The following is a 17,821-nucleotide window of genomic DNA, read 5'->3' on the forward strand; positions in this document are numbered from 1 at the left end:
GTCCCCTGGCAGCTGGCCGCCCGCCGGCTCCAGCTGAGCAGCAGCAGCGCGGCCCGCGCGGTCAGCGGCATCACCGTCGCCGTGGCCGGAGCCATCGCGTTGCAGATGCTGTTCACCGCCGTCGGCGACGACTTCACCAAGCCCACCGGGCAGGACGCGTCGCGGGCCCAGCTCCAGGTGGTGCTGCCCGCCAAGGACGGCGCCGCCGCGCAGAAGATGATCGACGCGTTCAACGGGACGCAGGGCGTCAGCGGCGTCATCGCCACCGTCAACTCGCGGATCGTCTCCCCCGGCCCGGAGCGGGACGAGGGCGGCTTGCCGCTGAGCACCTCGCTCACCACCGGCAGCTGCGAGACCCTCCAGGAGATCGCCCGGCCGGGCCCGTGCAAGGACGGCGACGTCTTCCTGATCAAGGGCGGTCCCGGCACCTTCACGGACGAGGACCTGCCCAAGGTCGTGTCCCCCGGCGCCCGGGTGCTGCTCAACGACTTCGACGAGCACGGCAAGCTCAAGGGCCGGCCCAACCCGTGGACCCTGCCCCGGACGATCCGCCCCGTCGACGCCCGGCCCGACCCGACCGGTGAGCAGCACACCGGCCTGTTCGCCACCACGGGCGCGATCGACGTCGCGAAGCTGGCCGATCCCACGGCGCGGGCCATGGTGCGGCTCGACCCGGCCGTCCCGGACGCCGCCGAGCACGCCCGCAACACCGCGGCCCGCATCGACGTGACGGCCAACGCCTTCCAGCTCATGGACACCAGCGACGACCGGCGCTTCGTCAGCGTCCGCAACGGCCTGCTGATCGCGTCCGTGGCGACCATGACGCTGATCGCCGCCAGCATGCTGGTCACCACCCTGGAACAGTTGCGCGAACGCCGCCGTCTGCTGTCGGTCCTGGTGGCCTTCGGCACCCGGCGCTCCACGCTCGCCTGGTCCGTGCTGTGGCAGACCGCCGTCCCGATGGCGGTGGCCGGCGGCCTGGGCCTGGGCCGGGTGCTGCTGGGCCTGACGGACAAGAGCGGCATCGCCTGGTCGGTGGTCTGGCCGCTGCCGCTGTTCGGCGCCGCTCTGGTGCTGCTCGTGACGCTGCTCAGCATGCCGCCGCTGTGGCGGATGATGCGCGCGGACGGGCTGCGTACGGAGTGACCCCGCCGCCCGGCCCCGGGACCCGCGCCACGGGCCCCGGGGCCGGGCGGGCTATGCACCGCACGTATACACCACGGCCGTAGCAACGAAGTAAGGTGGTCCGCATGTCAATCGGTCATACGCTGCTGGGCCTCCTGGAGTCCGGCCCCCGCCATGGCTACGACCTGAAGCGCGCGTTCGACGAGCACTTCGGCCACGACCGTCCGCTGCACTACGGACAGGTCTACTCGACCATGTCCCGGCTGCTGAAGAACGGCCTCGTCGAAGTGGACGGCGTCGAGGCGGGCGCGGGCCCGGAGCGCAAGCGGTACGCCATCACGGACGCCGGCGTGACCGACGTCGCGCAGTGGCTCGCCCGGCCCGAGAAGCCCGAGCCGTACCTCCAGTCGACCCTGTACACGAAGGTGGTGCTGGCCCTGCTCACCGGCCGGGACGCCGCCGAGCTGCTGGACTCCCAGCGCACCGAGCACCTGCGGCTGATGCGCGGCCTGACCGAGCGCAAGCGCAAGGGCGACCTCGCCGACCAGCTCATCTGCGACCACGCCCTGTTCCATCTGGAGGCCGACTTGCGCTGGCTGGAGCTGACGGCCGCGCGCCTGGACAAGCTGGCCGCGGTGATCGGCTCGTGACGCCCGCGGGATCGCTGCTGGCCGCCGAGGGGCTGCACAAGGCGTTCGGGCGGACCGCCGCGCTGGACGGGGTGGACTTCTCCATCCACCCGGGCGAGGTCGTCGCCGTCCTGGGCCCCTCCGGCTCCGGCAAATCGACCCTGCTGCACTGCCTTGCGGGCATCGTCCTGCCCGACTCCGGCACGGTCCGCTACGGGGACCACGACGTGACGGGGATGAACGACGCGCAGCGCAGCGCCCTGCGCCGGGCGGACTTCGGCTTCGTCTTCCAGTTCGGCCAGCTGGTGCCCGAGCTGACCTGCCTGGAGAACGTGGCGCTGCCGCTGCGCCTGAACGGCGTCAAGCGCAAGGAGGCGCAGCGGCACGCCCGCGAGTGGCTGGAGCGGCTGGAGGTCGAGGACACCGCGGGCAGCCGGCCCGGCGAGGTCTCCGGCGGCCAGGGCCAGCGGGTCGCGGTGGCCCGCGCGCTCGCCGCCCGGCCCCGCGTGATCTTCGCCGACGAACCCACCGGCGCGCTGGACTCCCTCAACGGCGAGCGCGTGATGACCCTGCTGACCGACGCGGCGCGCGACACCAACGCGGCCGTCGTCCTGGTCACCCACGAAGCACGGGTCGCGGCCTACTCCGACCGCGAGGTCGTCGTCCGCGACGGCAAGGTGAAGGACATGCTGGCGGGCCTGCTATGAGCCCGCCCGGCACCCACGCGCCACATGGGGGCCCGTCCGGCGGCGCCTGCGGATGACGCTGCTCGGCCCTCGTACCAACGGCGGACCCGCCGGGCGCGGCATCCCGGCCCGCGAAGCCGCCGAACCTACGCTCCCCGCCATGCCCGACTCCCCGCCGGCCGGCCCCGCCGCCTGGGCCCGCGACCTGATGATGGGCCTGCGCTTCGCCGCGGGCGGCGGCCGTGAAGGCTGGATCCGTACGGTCCTGACCGCCGTCGGCGTCGGGCTCGGCGTCGCCGTCCTCTTCCTCGGCGCGTCCGTGCCCTCCCTGCTCGACTCCTGGCACGGCCGGGAGAAGGCCCGCGAGAACCTGGGCCAGGCGCACGAGCCGCGGCCCGCCGACAACACCCTGCTGTACGCGCACGCCGACACCCGCTACCACCACCAGAATATCCGCGGGCGGCTCGTACGGCCCGACGGCACGCACCCGCCCAAGCCGCCGGGCATCGCCGAACTCCCGCGCCCGGGAACCATGCTGGTCTCCCCCGCCCTCAAGGAGCTGCTGGACTCGTCCGGCGGCAAGGCGCTGCGCGAACGCCTCCCGTACCGCGTGGTGGGCACCATCGGCGACGAGGGCCTGCAAGGACCGGCCGAACTGACCTATCTCGCGGGCAGCTCCGCGCTGACCGAACGGTCCGGGGCCTACCGCATCGACCACTTCGGGCTGGAGTTCGTGCAGCGCCCGATGCGGGCCCCGGCGGTGGTGCTGGTCATCATGACGTGCGTGGCGCTGCTGACGCCGGTCATGGTCTTCATCGGCACATCCGTACGGTTCGGCATCGAGCGGCGCGAACAGCGCCTCGCCGCGCTGCGCCTGGTCGGCTCGGACATCCGCACGACCCGCCGGATCGCCGCCGGTGAGACGCTGCTCGGCTTGCTGGCGGGGCTGGTGCTGGGCGCCGGGTTCTTCCTCGGCGGGCGGCAGCTGGCCTCGGTGGTGACGCTGTGGGACATCAACGTCTTCCCCTCGGACATCGTCCCGGACCCGCTGCTGGCCGTGCTGATCGCGGTGCTGGTGCCGGCCGCCGCCGTACTGGTGACGCTGTTCGCGCAGCGCGGGGTGACGGCCGAGCCGCTGGGCGTCGTCCGCCACCGGCCGCCCGTACGGCGGCGCCTGTGGTGGCGGCCGCTGGTACCGCTGGCCGGGGCCGGACTGCTGGCCACCGTCTCCCGGGACGTCGGCCGGGTGGACACCCCGCTCAACACCATCCGGCTGGCCACCGGCGCCACCCTGCTGCTGCTCGGCGTCACCGCGCTGCTGCCGTGGCTGGTCGACGCGGTGGTACGGCGGCTGCGCGGCGGCCCGGTGCCCTGGCAGCTGGCCACCCGCCGCCTCCAGCTGAACAGCGGCGTCGCCACCCGCGCGGTCGCCGGCATCACCGTCGCGGTCGCCGGGGCCATCGCCGTCCACATGACCTTCACCGGCATGCAGGCCGGCTTTGCCGAGACCTACGCCCGCAACGGCCGCCCGGTGGTCGAGATGACCGGGGGCACCGACGGCTGGCCGCAGATCCGGCGCGCGCTCACGCAGCTGCGCGACACCGAGGGGGTCCGTACGGCAGGCGGCACGATCGAGTCGTCCGTCTCGGCGGCCGGCGACCGGGGCCGGTTCATGGAGGGCAGCGACTACCGCATGGCGGACAGCGTGTTCGCCACCGTCGGCGACTGCGCGGAACTGGCCCGGATCGCGGAGGTCGGCGCCTGCCGCGACGGCGATGTCTTCATCACCTCCAACCTGGAGAACCGACCCTTCGTGAAGCCGGGCGCCCGGCTCAACCTGGACCCGCCCGAGGGCGTCGGCCCCGTCCGCCCGCCCCAGCTGTGGACCCTGCCCGCCACGGCCCGTGTCGTGCATGCGAAGGCCGACGAGGACGGCCTGCCCACCCACGGCATCCTGATCACCCCGTCCGCGGTGGACACCGGCCGGATGCACCGGCCCCTCATGCACCTGAGCGTCCGCTACGACCCGGCCACACCGGACGCGGTGGAGCACATCCGTACCACCGCCGCGCGGATCGACCCGACGCTGGGCGTGATCGCGCTGGCCGAGAACCGCCACGACGGGCAGTACGACAGCCTGCGCACCGGCCTGTTCATCGGCGCGGTGGTCACCCTGCTGCTGATCGGCGGGGGTCTGGTGATCTCCACCGTGGAGCAGCTGTACGAACACCGGCGCCTGCTGTCGGCGCTGGACGCGTTCGGCACCCGCCGCGCCACACTCGGCTGGTCGGTCCTGTGGCAGACCGCGATCCCCGTCGCCCTGGGCCTCCTGCTCGCCGTCGGCGGCGGCCTGGCGCTGGGCACGCTGCTGCTGTCGATGATCGACAGTGCGGTCTTCGTGGACTGGCCGGTGGTGGCGGGTATGGCGGGCGCGGGAGCGGCGGTGATCCTGCTGGTGACGGTGCTCAGCCTGCCGCCGCTGTGGCGGATGATGCGGCCGGACGGCCTACGGACGGAGTGAACGCAGGTGGGGAAACCCGGACGGCACCTGGTCCGACGCTGGTGCCGTGATCTTGCCATGGGCGTACGGTTCGCCGTCGGCGGCGGACGCGACGGATGGGTCCGTACGGCGCTGACCGCGCTCGGTGTGGGGCTGGGCGTCGCGGTGCTGCTGGTGGCCACGGCTGTGCCGCACGCCGTGGCCACGGCGGTCGCGCGCGACAACGCCCGTTCCGACCGGTTGATCGAGGACAGCCGTCCGAGCGCCCACTCGCTGCTGGTCGCCGAGACCGACACCGCCTATCGCCAACAGCCCGTGCGCGGGCGCCTGGTGCAGCCCGACGGCGGCCGGCCCGCCCTCCCGCCCGGCGTGACCCGGCTGCCGGGCGTCGGCGAGATGGCGGTCTCACCGGCCCTCGCCGACCTGCTGGCCTCCCCGGACGGGGCGCTGCTGTGCGACCGCTTCCAGGGCACCCGCGTCGTGGGGCGGATCGGCGACGAAGGGCTGGCCGGTCCCGGCGAACTGGCCTACTACCAGGGGACGGACCGGCTCACCGGCATCGGCGCCGGTGTGACGCGTATCCACGGCTTCGGCCGCGGCCTCGACCCGCACGCCTCCGGAGAAGCCGCCGCCGAAAACCCGGTACTGCTGCTGGCGGTCCTCGTCGGGTGCGCCGCGCTGCTCACTCCGGTGGCCGTGTTCATCGCGGTGTCCGTACGGTTCGGCGGGGAGCGCCGCGACCGGCGGCTGGCCGCGCTGCGGCTGGTGGGCACCGACCGCGCCACGACCCGGCGGATCGCGGCCGGCGAGGCGCTGGCCGGGTCGCTGCTGGGCCTGCTCACGGGCGCCGCCCTCTTCCTCGCGGTCCGCTACCCGATCGCACGCATACGGATGCTGAACCTCGGGGTCTTCCCCTCCGACGTGGTGCCCGACCCGTGGCTGACGGCGCTCGTCGCGGTGGCCGTGCCGGTCTGTTCGGTCGGCGTCGCCCTGTTCGGCATGCGCCGGGTCACCGTCGAACCGCTCGGCGTGACCCGCTCGGCGCCGCCGGTCCGGCGCCGTCTGTGGTGGCGGCTGCTGCTGCCCGCCGCGGGCGCCGCGCTGCTGTGGCCCAAGGCGGCCGGTGACGCGGCGATCGTGGGCACCGGGGCCGGGGTGCAGGTGGTCGTGGGCACCTCGCTGCTCCTGCTGGGGGTGGCGGCGGTGCTGCCGTGGCTGCTGGACGCGGTGGTCGCCCGGTTCGGCGGGGGCGGCGTACCGTCCTGGCAACTGGCCGTTCGGCGCCTCCAGTTGAGCACGACCGCGGCGGCGCGCTCGGTCAGCGGCATCACGGTGGCGGTCGCCGGAGCCGTCGCGGTGCAACTGCTGCTGGCGGGCGTGCAGACCACCGACCCGGCCCTGGGGTACCAGATGTACCGGCCGTCCGATGCGAACCAGGTGCAGGTCGGCTCCTGGTCCGGGCACTGGACCGCTTCTCACGCCGCCGCCATGTTCCAGCGGCTGCGGGAGACGACCGGCGTGCGGAGCTCGTACGGTGTGCTGCTCGACGGCGCGGCTCCGGCGTCGTCCGACCAGCCCGCCGCCCCGGGCAGGGATGCCCCGCCGGAGTACTACGCGCTGGCCGTCGGCGACTGCGACGCGCTGCGCAGGCTGGCCCGTATCGACCGGTGTGCGGACGGCGACGTGTTCCTCAGCAAGGGCAGCGGAATCCCGGACAGCCCGACCGACTTCGAAGCGCCACGCCTCCCGGCCCCCGGCGCCCGGCTGGCCATCTCGCCAGACTCCAGCCCGGAGGCCACCCGCAACCCCACCACCTGGACGCTTCCGCATACAGCGCGCACCGTCGCCCCGCGCGCCAACCTCTTCTCCCTGGCGCCGACGAAAATCCTTGCCACGCCCGGCGCCCTGGAGCCCGCGCTGCTGCGGGCCCCGACCGCCGAGGCCGAGGTCCATCTCGACCCGGACCGCCCGGACGCGGTCGAGTACGTACGCAACGCGGCCGCCCGCTTCGATCCGCTGCTGCACGTCACGGCGCCGGGGGACGGCCTGCGGGCACCCGGCGTGTACGACATCGTCGGCTCGGCACTCCAGGCGGGCGCGGTGGGTGTGCTCTGCATCATCGGCGCGGGCCTGCTCATCACCGTACTGGAGCAACTCCGCGAACGCAGGCGGCTGTTGTCCACCCTCGACGCCTTCGGCACACCGCGCCGCACGCTCGGCCGGTCGGTGCTGTGGCAGACCGCCGTCCCCGTCGTCCTCGGGCTGGCGCTGGCGGTCGGCTGCGGCCTGGGCCTCGGTCTTCTGCTGCTGCACCTGGTCAGCAAGCCGGTGCTGCCGGACTGGCCCGGGATCGCCGCCCTCACCGGTACGGCAGGGGCGGTGATCCTCGCGGTGACCGCGCTCAGCCTGCCGCTGCTGTGGCGGCTGATGCGGCCGGACGGGCTGCGTACGGAGTAGGCGCCGCTCGGGGGCCCTTCATGTACGGGTGAGTCAGCAGTACGTACGGACCCCGCGCCGCCTCACTCCACGATCCGCACCGGAAGCCCCCGCATCGCCTCGCGCAGCGCCGCCGCGAACTCCTCGAATTCACTCTGGCGGGCCGCGCCGGACCGCATCGCCAGGGCGATCCGGCGGGACGGCGCCGGGTCGGCGAAGTAGCCGGTCGTCAGCTGGTCGTTGCGTGCGGTCTCGACGCGCAAGGCGGTACGGGGCAGGAGCGTGACGCCCAGGCCGCCCGCGACCAGCTGCACCAGGGTGGACAGCCCGGCCGCGCTGGTCGTCACCGGCGCGCCGTCCTCGCGGCCCGCCTCCCGGCAGATGTCGAGCGCCTGGTCGCGCAGGCAGTGGCCCTCGTCCAGCAGGAGCAGGTCCATGTCCTTGAGCGCCTCGCGCGGGATGTCGCCGCGTCCGCCCAGCCAGTGGTCCTGGGGTGCGACCAGGACGAAGTCCTCGTCGAAGAGCGGGAGTTCGGTGATCGTCGGGGCGCCCAGCGGGACCGCGAGCAGCAGCAGGTCCAGCCGGCCCTGCTGGAGGCCGTCCAGCAGCGAGCCCGTCTGCTCCTCGTGGACCTGGAGGTCCAGGTTCGGGTAGCGGTCGTGGACCAGCCGCAGCACGGTCGGGAGCAGGTACGGGGCGACGGTCGGGATCACCCCGAGGCGCAGCACGCCGGTGAACGGCGCGCGGGCCGCCTCCGCCTCCTCCATGAGGTCACCGACCGCCTCAAGGACCGTACGGGCCCGCGCCGCGACCCGCTCCCCGGCCGGCGAGAGCAGCACCTTGCGGGTGGTCCGCTCCAGCAGCTGCACGCCGAGGGCCTCCTCCAGCGCGGACACGGCGCCGGACAGTGCGGGCTGGCTCATGCCGATCTCGGCCGCGGCCTCGCGGAAGTGCAGGTGCTCGGCCACCGCGGCAAAGGCCCGCAGCTGCGCCAGGCTGGGCTGCCGCTGCCGGGTCCCGGCATTCGTGGGGGACGCCACCGATAGCCACCTCCGATCAGGACCGTCCAGTCTAATGGCGCCCCGGCCCGCTCCCCGGCGGAGAGATTTCCGGGGCGGGTTCCGGCGGGCGGACTGCCGGGCAATTGCCACGGCGGGTTACCGTCCGGTTTCGGGAGCGGTGTCCGCGGGCGTCCGCCGGCACGGTTCCGGACCGTACATTTCCGGCGGCCGGGATTCCCGTCGCCCTATTTCGCCGTTCTGCCACGGGACGGCTGACTCGCCGGCTCCGGGATTGACGTCCGGCCGGTGCGCACCGGATTCTCCGGACGCGGGCGGTGTATTTCGCGGGCACGGCAGCGCACCCGTCACACGGGCACCTCGTTACCGGGCCGTCGCGGAAACGGACCTGCCCGGTACGTACCGTTCGCGAAACGTGCGGTCCGGTCTTTTCCGCGGCCGGATTCGGCCGCGATTCGGGCGGTGGCAGCCGTCGCCGATTCCCCGGCGCACCGGCTGCCACCAGCACCGTTCAGCAGACCGCGCCCCGGACAGCAGCGAAAGGGGGCACGGCGGCGGCACCTTCGCCGATGCCGCGGGGTCCTACTTGTTGGCGTTCTGGTACGCCTCACGGATTTCGGCCGACACGCGACCGCGCTCGTTCACCTCGTAGCCGTTCTCCTTGGCCCAGGCGCGGATCTTCGCGGTCTCGCCCGAACCCGAGGCGGAGCCGCTCTTGCGCGCCCCGGCACTCGTCTTCATACGCCCGGTACGGCGTCCGGCCTTCAGGAACGGGCCGATCGCCTCCAGCAGCTTGTCGTAGCTGTCCGGCGCGAGGTCGACCTCGTAAGCAATACCGTCGACCGCGAGGGAGTGCGTGGCGACCTCCGAGGATTCTTCCCCGGTGAGGTCATCCGTGTAAATAGTGACGATCTTCTGTGCCATGCGGGTGATTGTACGTCTCATGGCTCGTGATGGGGCGAAGCTTTGGCGAGGTGCACGATCCGGGGAACATCGTTTCGGAGATAGCCGGTGGATTCCCCGAATTCCCGTCCCTTTTCGACCGATCCGGCATTGTTGTGCACGAGCCTGCCCGGCTCGGAACACCTCACCCACATCTCGGACCGGCCGCCACCCCCACCCCACTCCTTCTCGGGGCGACTGATAGCCAGCACCGATCAACGTTTGATGATCTGGCTATTTCACTGATCAATGGGGCCTGTGGCAGTGTAGGGAACCGTCCAACCCCTCGCGTAAGCCCTGATTCAGGACTTACGGCACACGAAGGAGAGCCTGTGCTCACTGTCGGTGACAAGTTCCCCGAGTTCGATCTGACCGCCTGTGTCTCCCTGGAGAAGGGCAAGGAGTTCGAGCAGATCAACCACAAGACCTACGAGGGCAAGTGGAAGATCGTCTTCGCCTGGCCCAAGGACTTCACCTTCGTCTGCCCCACCGAGATCGCCGCCTTCGGCAAGCTGAACGACGAGTTCGCCGACCGTGACGCCCAGATCCTCGGCTTCTCCGGTGACTCCGAGTTCGTGCACCACGCCTGGCGCAAGGACCACCCGGACCTGACCGACCTGCCCTTCCCGATGCTGGCCGACTCCAAGCACGAGCTGATGCGCGCGCTCGGCATCGAGGGCGAGGACGGCTTCGCGCAGCGCGCCGTGTTCATCGTGGACCAGAACAACGAGATCCAGTTCACCATGGTGACCGCCGGCTCCGTCGGCCGTAACCCCAAGGAGGTCCTGCGGGTCCTGGACGCCCTGCAGACCGACGAGCTGTGCCCCTGCAACTGGAGCAAGGGCGACGAGACCCTCGACCCGGTCGCGCTGCTCGCGGGCGAGTGAACTGCGGCGAACAGCGGAACTGGAAGGCTGATCTGACATGGCTCTCGACGAGCTGAAGTCCGCGATCCCGGACTTCGCCAAGGACCTGAAGCTGAACCTCGGCTCGGTCATCGGCAACAGCGAGCTGCCCCAGCAGCAGCTCTGGGGCACCGTTCTGGCCTGCGCGATCGCCTCGCGCTCGCCGAAGGTGCTGCGCGAGCTGGAGCCGGAGGCCAAGGCCAACCTCTCCGACGAGGCGTACGCCGCGGCCAAGTCCGCCGCCGCCATCATGGCGATGAACAACGTGTTCTACCGGACCCGGCACCTGCTGTCGGACCCCGAGTACGGCACGATGCGCGCCGGCCTGCGGATGAACGTCATCGGCAACCCGGGCGTGGAGAAGGTCGACTTCGAGCTGTGGTCGCTGGCCGTCTCGGCCATCAACGGCTGCGGCATGTGCCTGGACTCGCACGAGCAGGTGCTGCGCAAGGCCGGCGTGGACCGCGAGACGATCCTTGAAGCCATCAAGATCGCCTCGGTCCTCCAGGCCGTCGGCGCCACCCTCGACGCCGAGGCCACCCTCGCCGAGTAGGTGAACCGGGGGTGCCCCACGGCACCCGGCCGGTACGACAGAACCCCGCGGACCACCGGCCCGCGGGGTTCTGCGCATAATGGGGCAAATGTCCGCGCTGCTGCACCTGCTCGCCCGGTGGCTCAAGCGCCCCTACTGGGACGCGCCCGACCCCTCCTGGGTCGTCCGCCGCTGGCCCGACCTCACCGCCTGCTGCGTCGCGGCCCTCTTCTTCTGGCTCTCCCTCACCCCGTCGCTGCTCCCCCGCCCGTGGTACCTCCAGGGCCTGGTCGGCGGCATCACGGCCGCCATCGGCTACGCCCTCGGAGCCGCGGCGAGCAGCCTCTTCCGCGCACTGTGCCGGCGCCGCCCCGGCGAACGCACCCGCGCCCGCTGCTGGCTGGCCTTCCACGTCCTCGGCATCGCGCTGTCCACCGCGGCCGTCTCCTGGAGCGCCCACGCGCAGCGCCGCCTCCGCCGTCTCCAGGAGGTCGAACCCTCCCTGGTCTGGCACACGCCGATGATCATCCTGATCGCGGTGGCGGTCTGCGCGCTGCTGGTGCTGCTGGCCCGGTGCGTACGGCTGATGGCCCGCCGGCTCACCCGGTTCTTCGGCCGCTGGGTGCCGCGCCCGGCGGCGTATGTGATCGGGGTGGCGCTGACCGCCCTCCTGGTCACCATCGGCTCCAAGGACGTCCTGTACGAACGCGGTTTCATCGACATCGTCGACCGGATCTCCAGGGCCGCGAACCTGAGCACCGCCGACGGCATCACCCGGCCCGCCTCCGCGTATGTCTCCGGCGGCCCCACCTCCGTGGTCGACTGGGCCGAACTGGGCGCCGAGGGCCGCAACTTCATCGGCTCGGTGCCCCGCAAGCAGGACATCGCCGCCTTCACCGGCCGGCCCGCCAAGGACCCGGTACGGGTCTACATCGGCGAACAGGAGGGCGGCGACGCCCACTTCCGGCGCACCGCCGACCTCGCCGTACAGGAGCTGGAGCGCACCGGCGGCTTCGACCGCAAGGTGCTGGCGCTGCTGGGCACCACGGGCAGCGGCTGGGTGGACCCGCGGATGCCGGAGCCGCTGGAGTACATGTACGGCGGCGACTCGGCGATCGTGGCGACCCAGTACTCGTACCTGCCGTCCTGGATCTCCTTCCTCGTCGACAAGGAGAAAGCGGCACGGGACGCCCGCGCGGTGTTCGACGCGGTGTACGCCAAGTGGTCCGCGCTGCCCGCCGACGACCGGCCCAAGCTGGTCGTCGGCGGCGAGAGCCTGGGGACGTACGCGACCGAGGCGGCGTTCGACGGCCTGGACGACATGCTCGGCAAGGTGGACGGCGCGCTGCTGGCCGGGCCGCCCCACGTCAGCCCCGTATGGAAGGAAGTGACCGCCGGGCGCGACCCCGGCAGCCCGGTGTGGCGGCCGGAGTACGACCGGGGGCGGCATGTGCGCTTCGCCCAGTATCCGGAGCGGGACCTCAAGCGCCCGGCCGGGCCGTGGGAGCACCCCCGGGTGGTCTACCTCCAGAACGCCTCCGACCCGGTGGTGTGGTGGACGCCCGACCTGCTCTGGCACCGGCCCGCCTGGCTGAACCGGCCGCTCGGCCCGGACGTCACCGACGAGATGCGCTTCTGGCCGGTGATCACCTTCTGGCAGACGACGGTCGACCTCGCGGTGTCCTTCGGAGCCCCGCCACCGCACGGGCACCGCTACGGCACCGGAGCGGTCGACGGCTGGGCGGCGATCGTCCCGCCGCCCGGCTGGACCGATCAGGACACGGTCCGGCTGCGCGCGTACGAGGGCGCGAAGGAGGCGCCGTACTGATCCGGACCCCGCTCAGTCCTGCGGGTCGGCCCCCTTCGGCGGCGTCGGCGCGATGTCCAGGGCCGTGGCGCCGTGCGGCGGTGGCGCCATGCGCAGGGCCTGTTCGCGGGAGTACGAGCGGAGGTAGCCGACGACGGTGTTGGTGACCGCGACCAGCGGCACCGCGACCACCGCGCCGCCGATGCCGGCGATCAGGCCGCCCGCGGCCACCGACAGGATGACGGCGAGCGGGTGGACCCGTACCGCGCGGCCCAGGATGAAGGGCTGCAGGATATGCCCCTCGATCTGCTGCACCGCCAGTACCACCGCGAGCACCATCAGCGACGCGAAGACGCCCTGCGTCACCAGCGCGACCACGCACGCCAGCGCGCCGGAGACCACCGCGCCCACCAGCGGGATGAAGGCGAACAGGAAGATGAAGACGGCGAGCGGCACGGCCAGCGGCACATCGAGGAAGTAGATGCCGATGCCGATGAAGATGGCGTCGATCAGGGCCACTATCACCGTCCCGCGCACATAGGCGGTCAGCGTGCGCCAGGCGCGCGGCCCGGCGCCCGCGACGCCCTCGCGCGCCGCGCTCGGCACCAGCTTGAGCACCCAGTTCCAGATGCGCCGGCCGTCGTACAGCAGGAAGAGCGTGGTGAACATCGCCAGCAGGATGCCGGTGAGCACCTCCAGGACGACGGTCACGCCCTCCAGCCCGGCCGAGGTGATGGCCTGGGTGTTGGCGCCGACCGCGTCCTGGAGGTTCTTGGCGATGTTGTTGATCTGGTCCTCGGTCACATGGAACGGACTCTTGAGGAGCCAGCCCTTCAGCTCGGTGATGCCTTCCTGGATACGGCTGGACACCGAGTCGATGTTGTCCTGGACCTGCCAGACGACAAACCAGCCGACCAGGCCCATGATGACGAAACCGGCGATGAACGTCAGCGCCGTGGCGAGCCCCCGCGGCACGCCACGGCGCTTCAGCCAGGCGACGGTGGGCTGGAGCAGCGCCGTGATCAGCAGCGCGGCCACGAACGCCAGCACCACCAGCTGGATGGACGTGATGGCCTTGGCCAGCACCCAGATCGTGCCCGCCAGGACGAGCAGCCGCCAGCCCGCCTCGGCGGCGACCCGTACGCCCCAGGGCACGGCGGCCACCGGGTCGGGGCGGGGCGCGACGGCGGGCGCGTAGGCCGGCGGGGCGGGGACCGAGTTGGCCGGCTGGTGCGGCGCGTCCTCCGGTGCGCCGGTGGACCGGCCGTCGGGGTACGGGCCGGGGGACGCACCGTACGCGTCGTCGCGCGGCGCCCCGGAACCGTCCGCGCGCTCGGCACGCCTCAGCTCTTCCGGGTCGCTCTCGGCCGCCGCGGCCTCCGCGCGCCGCCGCTGGTCCTCCAGCCGCTCTGCGATCCGCGTCAGACCGGCGCCGAGGCCACCGACCCACTGAGGCAATCTGGACATGTCGCTTCCTCTTCCCCTCCCGCCCCCCGGTGCTGTCAGGACGACGTTACCGGTGACAGGCGCGCGAAACCCCCGACGCCGTCGCGGTCGGGGGTTTCGCGTGCGAAGCGGAGCGGCGGCCGTCTTGCGCAGGGGCCGCCGCACGCGTTGCTAGTACCAGTGGTTGGCCTGCCAGAAGGACCAGGCGCCGCACGGGCTGTTGTAACGGCTGTTCATGTAGTTCAGCCCCCACTTTATCTGGGTGGCCGGGTTGGTCCGCCAGTCGGAGCCGGCGGAGGCCATCTTGGTGCCGGGCAGCGCCTGGACGAGGCCGTAGGCACCGGAGGAGGCGTTGGTGGCCCGGTAGTTCCAGCCGGACTCGTGGTCCACGATGTTGCTGAAGCACTGGAACTGGTCGCCCGGCAGCATCTGACGGGCGATCGCCTGCGTCTCGGCGATGCTGTAGGACGCCTTGGCGGTGAAGGTGGACGCGTCCCGCGCGGCGGAGCGGGAAGCCTCTTCCTTCTCCTTCTCGCGCTTCTTGGCGTCCTCCTCGGCCTTCGCCTTCTTGTCGGCGGCGTCCTTCTTGTCCTGCGCATCCTGGGCGGCCGCCTTGCGGGCCTCCTCCTGCGCGGACTTCAGCGCCGCGGCGTCAGCCTGCGTGGACGCCTCGTCCGCCTGCTGCGTCAGGGGCGCGGCCTGCACCTGGGCCTGCTGGCCCGCGGGGATGTCGGCGATCGTGGCGTCGGCCGCGGTGGCCTCGGTGTGGGCGACCGAGCCCTGCTCCTGACCTGACGCGACACCGACAACGGCGCCGACGGTGGTGACCGCGGTGGCGGAGGCCACGGCGAATCCCCGGACCGAAATCCGGCTCACACGCTTTCCTTCCAGCATCGTCCGCATAGGTGACCTCGCGGACGCAATCGTGCCCCTGGCGCTGGTCTCCCCTTGTTCCGGCCCCGAACGAGCGGAGGGGACGGCTGGTCACGGGAGGCACTGGCCCGGTACGTACCCCTCGGGGTCCGCGTGGTGCTCGGGCGGCATACGGCGCGCTATGCAGTTCTCGGGGTTCCGCACCGCTGGGGGTGCTGGTGTGCCGTATGCGGGGCCTGACAGGAACCAGACTTTGCCCGAAGCGGAGTCGTCGAATCAATTCTCCGTTGCGTGTGAAAGCTCACACCTCGTTTGGCCCGGATGATTTACGGAAATGCCCGCGCAGCACGGCGCCGCCCGGCTAAGCTTCTGCGCTCCCGCCGGACGGCGCCCCATGCCACACCCGGTCAGATCCGGCCGTCCTCCAGCATTTCGGTCACCAGCGCCGCGATCGGCGACCGCTCCGAGCGGGTCAGCGTCACATGCGCGAACAGCGGATGGCCCTTGAGCTTCTCGACGACCGCGACCACGCCGTCGTACCGGCCGACCCGCAGGTTGTCGCGCTGCGCCACGTCATGCGTGAGCACCACGCGCGAGTTGGCGCCGATCCGGGACAGCACCGTCAGCAGGACGTTGCGCTCCAGCGACTGCGCCTCGTCGACGATGACGAAGGCGTCGTGCAGCGAACGGCCGCGGATGTGGGTGAGCGGCAGCACCTCCAACATGCCGCGGCCCACCACCTCTTCGATGACCTCCGCGGTGGTCACCGCCGACAGCGTGTCGAAGACGGCCTGGGCCCACGGGCTCATCTTCTCCGCCTCGGTGCCCGGCAGATAGCCCAGCTCCTGGCCGCCGACCGCGTACAGCGGCCGGAAGACCATCACCTTGCGGTGCTGACGCCGCTCCAGCACCGCCTCCAGGCCCGCGCACAGCGCCAGCGCCGACTTGCCCGTACCGGCCCGGCCGCCCATCGAGACGATGCCGACCTCCTGGTCGAGCAGCAGGTCCAGGGCGATGCGCTGCTCGGCGCTGCGCCCGTGGATGCCGAACGCGTCCCGGTCGCCGCGCACCAGCCGTACGCTGCCGTCGGCCGTCACCCGGCCGAGTGCCTTGCCGCGCTCCGACTGGAGTACGAGCCCGGTGTGCACGGGCAGCCCGGCCGCCTCCGGGAAGTACGCGCTCTCCGCGGCGAAGAGGTCGTCGATCTGCTCGGCGGTGGCGGTCAGCTCCGCCATGCCCGTCCAGCCGGAGTCCGTGATGGCCAGTTCGGCGCGGTACTCCTCCGCCAGCAGGCCCACCGCGGAAGCCTTGATGCGCAGCGGCAGGTCCTTGGAGACGACCGTGACGTCGTAGCCCTCCGCCTGGAGGTTGCGGGCCACCGCGAGGATCCGCGAGTCGTTGTCGCCCAGGCGGAAGCCGGCCGGCAGCACTCCGGGGTCGGCGTGGTTCAGCTCGACCCTGAGGGTTCCGCCCAGGTCCCCGATGGGGATCGGGGCGTCCAGCCGCCCGTACCGCACCCGGTACTCGTCGAGCAGGCGCAGGGCCTGCCGGGCGAAGTAGCCCAATTCCGGATGATGCCTCTTCGCCTCCAGTTCGGTGACCACGACGACCGGCAGCACGACCTCGTGCTCGTCGAAGCGGGACATGGACCCTGGATCCGCCAGCAGGACGCTGGTGTCGAGGACATAGGTGCGCCGGCCGTTCTCACGGCGCTGCTTGCTGTTCACCACGGGTGGACGTACCCCCTCGGATGAGGTCGGGGTGCGACGGCGTCGCGGGAGAGAAGTCGCCGCGCCGTCGGGCGGCGGGCGACGGGACCGGGCTCGGACCCTCGTGCGCGGGCCGAGCGCCGGCCCTCCGCGTCGCCCGTGCGGTCCGCACGGTCGTCCGTGGTGTGCAAAGGGCCTCCCGGGCGGACGGCCCCGTGCCGTCCGCTGAGATACGGCATCCGATGACTGGTCCTGCCGGATACCGACCTGGAAGGGATATTCCCGCGAACGCGCGCCCCCATGCAATGGCATATGACGCACGGTCGGTGAACGCTTGGTTACGGCTTTGGCGCGGGTGGAGTCCCGCGCCGGGAGTTCGTGATCCGGGTGGCCTAAAAGCCGTAACGGCGGTGACGGGCGGCGTAGTCGCGCAGGGCGCGCAGGAAGTCCACCTTGCGGAAGGCCGGCCAGAAGACCTCGCAGAAGTAGTACTCCGAGTGGGCGCTCTGCCAGAGCATGAAGCCGGAGAGCCGCTGTTCGCCGCTGGTGCGGATCACCAGGTCCGGGTCCGGCTGGCCGCGGGTGTAAAGGTGCTCCGAGATGAGGTCGATGTCGACGATGTCGGCCAGTTCCTCGAAGGTGGTGCCGCGCTCGGCGTGGTCCAGGAGCAGCGAGCGCACCGCGTCCGCGATCTCCTGGCGGCCGCCGTAGCCGACGGCGACGTTCACCAGGATGCCTGTGTGGCCCTCGGTGGCCTGCTCGGCCTCCTTGAGCACCCGCTGGGTGTCGGAGGGCAGCAGGTCGCGGTTGCCGACGTGGTGGACCCGCCAGCGGCCGTCGGCGGCCAGGCCGCGCACCGTGTTCTCGATGATGCCCAGCAGCGGGGTCAGTTCCTTCTCGGGCCGGTCGAGGTTGTCCGTGGACAGCAGCCACAGCGTGACGACCTCGACATCGGTCTCCGCGCACCAGCCCAGCAGCTCGGTGATCTTGTCGGCACCGGCCTGGTGGCCCTGCACGGTGGTGCGGCCGTCGGCGCGCGCCCAGCGGCGGTTGCCGTCGAGGATGACGCCGATGTGCTTGGGGACCTGGGCATGATCGAGGCGGCCTTCGACCCGGCGGGCGTAGAGCCTGTAGACGAGGTTGCGCAACGCGGGCGGGTACGGGATGCGCACCCCGGAAGATCGCAGCATGTGTGGTCAAGCCCCTCCGTGC

The 17,821-nt window shown here is 72.0% G+C and carries 14 protein-coding genes; 8 read left to right on the forward strand and 6 right to left on the reverse strand.

Annotation, left to right across the window (positions count from 1 at the left end; genetic code table 11):
• From ADK86_RS23615 to ADK86_RS23635, 5 genes are all read left to right on the forward strand, one after another.
• Positions 1-1,146, forward strand: a 1,146-nt coding sequence (locus ADK86_RS23615) for an ABC transporter permease (protein WP_324611410.1), incomplete at its 5' end; no start/stop codon positions are given.
• A 104-nt stretch (positions 1,147-1,250) separates the two neighbouring features.
• Positions 1,251-1,775 carry a PadR family transcriptional regulator gene (locus ADK86_RS23620; RefSeq protein ID WP_053698391.1) on the forward strand — a complete coding sequence of 175 codons (525 nt, stop codon included), beginning with the start codon at positions 1,251-1,253 and terminating at the stop codon, positions 1,773-1,775.
• The gene (locus ADK86_RS23625) at positions 1,772-2,461 is read left to right on the forward strand and encodes an ABC transporter ATP-binding protein (protein WP_053698392.1); all 690 of its coding nucleotides are present in this window, start codon (positions 1,772-1,774) and stop codon (positions 2,459-2,461) included. The genes ADK86_RS23620 and ADK86_RS23625 overlap by 4 nt, the downstream gene beginning before the upstream one ends.
• 52 nt (positions 2,462-2,513) lie before the next feature.
• Positions 2,514-4,961 carry an FtsX-like permease family protein gene (locus tag ADK86_RS23630; RefSeq protein ID WP_078952213.1) on the forward strand — a complete coding sequence of 816 codons (2,448 nt, stop codon included), beginning with the start codon at positions 2,514-2,516 and terminating at the stop codon, positions 4,959-4,961.
• A 57-nt stretch (positions 4,962-5,018) separates the two neighbouring features.
• Complete coding sequence (locus ADK86_RS23635) at positions 5,019-7,397, forward strand: FtsX-like permease family protein (RefSeq protein ID WP_053698393.1); 2,379 nt, start codon at positions 5,019-5,021, stop codon at positions 7,395-7,397.
• Positions 7,398-7,459: 62 nt separating this feature from the next.
• Here the strand turns inward: ADK86_RS23635 and ADK86_RS23640 are convergent, their stop codons facing one another.
• Both ADK86_RS23640 and ADK86_RS23645 read right to left on the reverse strand, forming a co-directional pair.
• The gene (locus ADK86_RS23640; RefSeq protein ID WP_078952214.1) at positions 7,460-8,416 is read right to left on the reverse strand and encodes a LysR substrate-binding domain-containing protein; all 957 of its coding nucleotides are present in this window, start codon (positions 8,414-8,416) and stop codon (positions 7,460-7,462) included.
• A 561-nt stretch (positions 8,417-8,977) separates the two neighbouring features.
• Positions 8,978-9,319 carry a histone-like nucleoid-structuring protein Lsr2 gene (locus tag ADK86_RS23645; RefSeq protein ID WP_003982743.1) on the reverse strand — a complete coding sequence of 114 codons (342 nt, stop codon included), beginning with the start codon at positions 9,317-9,319 and terminating at the stop codon, positions 8,978-8,980.
• A 350-nt stretch (positions 9,320-9,669) separates the two neighbouring features.
• Here ADK86_RS23645 and ADK86_RS23650 point away from each other — a divergent pair, with 350 nt between their 5' ends.
• The 3 genes from ADK86_RS23650 to ADK86_RS23660 all read left to right on the forward strand — a co-directional run bounded on the left by ADK86_RS23650 (position 9,670) and on the right by ADK86_RS23660 (position 12,602).
• Positions 9,670-10,224 (forward strand): peroxiredoxin, encoded by a 555-nt coding sequence (locus tag ADK86_RS23650; RefSeq protein ID WP_030586925.1) that lies wholly within the window; start codon positions 9,670-9,672, stop codon positions 10,222-10,224.
• Between the two features lie 37 nt (positions 10,225-10,261).
• Positions 10,262-10,795: an alkyl hydroperoxide reductase gene (locus ADK86_RS23655; protein WP_053698394.1), complete on the forward strand. Its 534-nt coding sequence runs from the start codon at positions 10,262-10,264 to the stop codon at positions 10,793-10,795.
• Positions 10,796-10,883: 88 nt separating this feature from the next.
• Positions 10,884-12,602: an alpha/beta hydrolase gene (locus ADK86_RS23660; RefSeq protein WP_078952215.1), complete on the forward strand. Its 1,719-nt coding sequence runs from the start codon at positions 10,884-10,886 to the stop codon at positions 12,600-12,602.
• A 12-nt stretch (positions 12,603-12,614) separates the two neighbouring features.
• Here the strand turns inward: ADK86_RS23660 and ADK86_RS23665 are convergent, their stop codons facing one another.
• From ADK86_RS23665 to ADK86_RS23680, 4 genes are all read right to left on the reverse strand, one after another.
• Positions 12,615-14,048, reverse strand: a complete 1,434-nt coding sequence (locus ADK86_RS23665; protein ID WP_053698396.1) for an AI-2E family transporter — start codon at positions 14,046-14,048, stop codon at positions 12,615-12,617.
• Positions 14,049-14,198: 150 nt separating this feature from the next.
• A complete protein-coding gene (locus tag ADK86_RS23670; RefSeq protein ID WP_030586905.1) occupies positions 14,199-14,903 on the reverse strand; it encodes a transglycosylase SLT domain-containing protein in 705 nt (234 codons plus the stop codon).
• Positions 14,904-15,307: 404 nt separating this feature from the next.
• A complete protein-coding gene (locus ADK86_RS23675) occupies positions 15,308-16,630 on the reverse strand; it encodes a PhoH family protein (RefSeq protein ID WP_053698397.1) in 1,323 nt (440 codons plus the stop codon).
• Between the two features lie 371 nt (positions 16,631-17,001).
• Positions 17,002-17,799: an isoprenyl transferase gene (locus ADK86_RS23680; RefSeq protein WP_050500486.1), complete on the reverse strand. Its 798-nt coding sequence runs from the start codon at positions 17,797-17,799 to the stop codon at positions 17,002-17,004.
• Positions 17,800-17,821: the final 22 nt, after the last annotated feature.

Source organism: Streptomyces sp. NRRL F-5755, from assembly GCF_001279365.1.
GTDB lineage: Bacteria > Actinomycetota > Actinomycetes > Streptomycetales > Streptomycetaceae > Streptomyces > Streptomyces rimosus.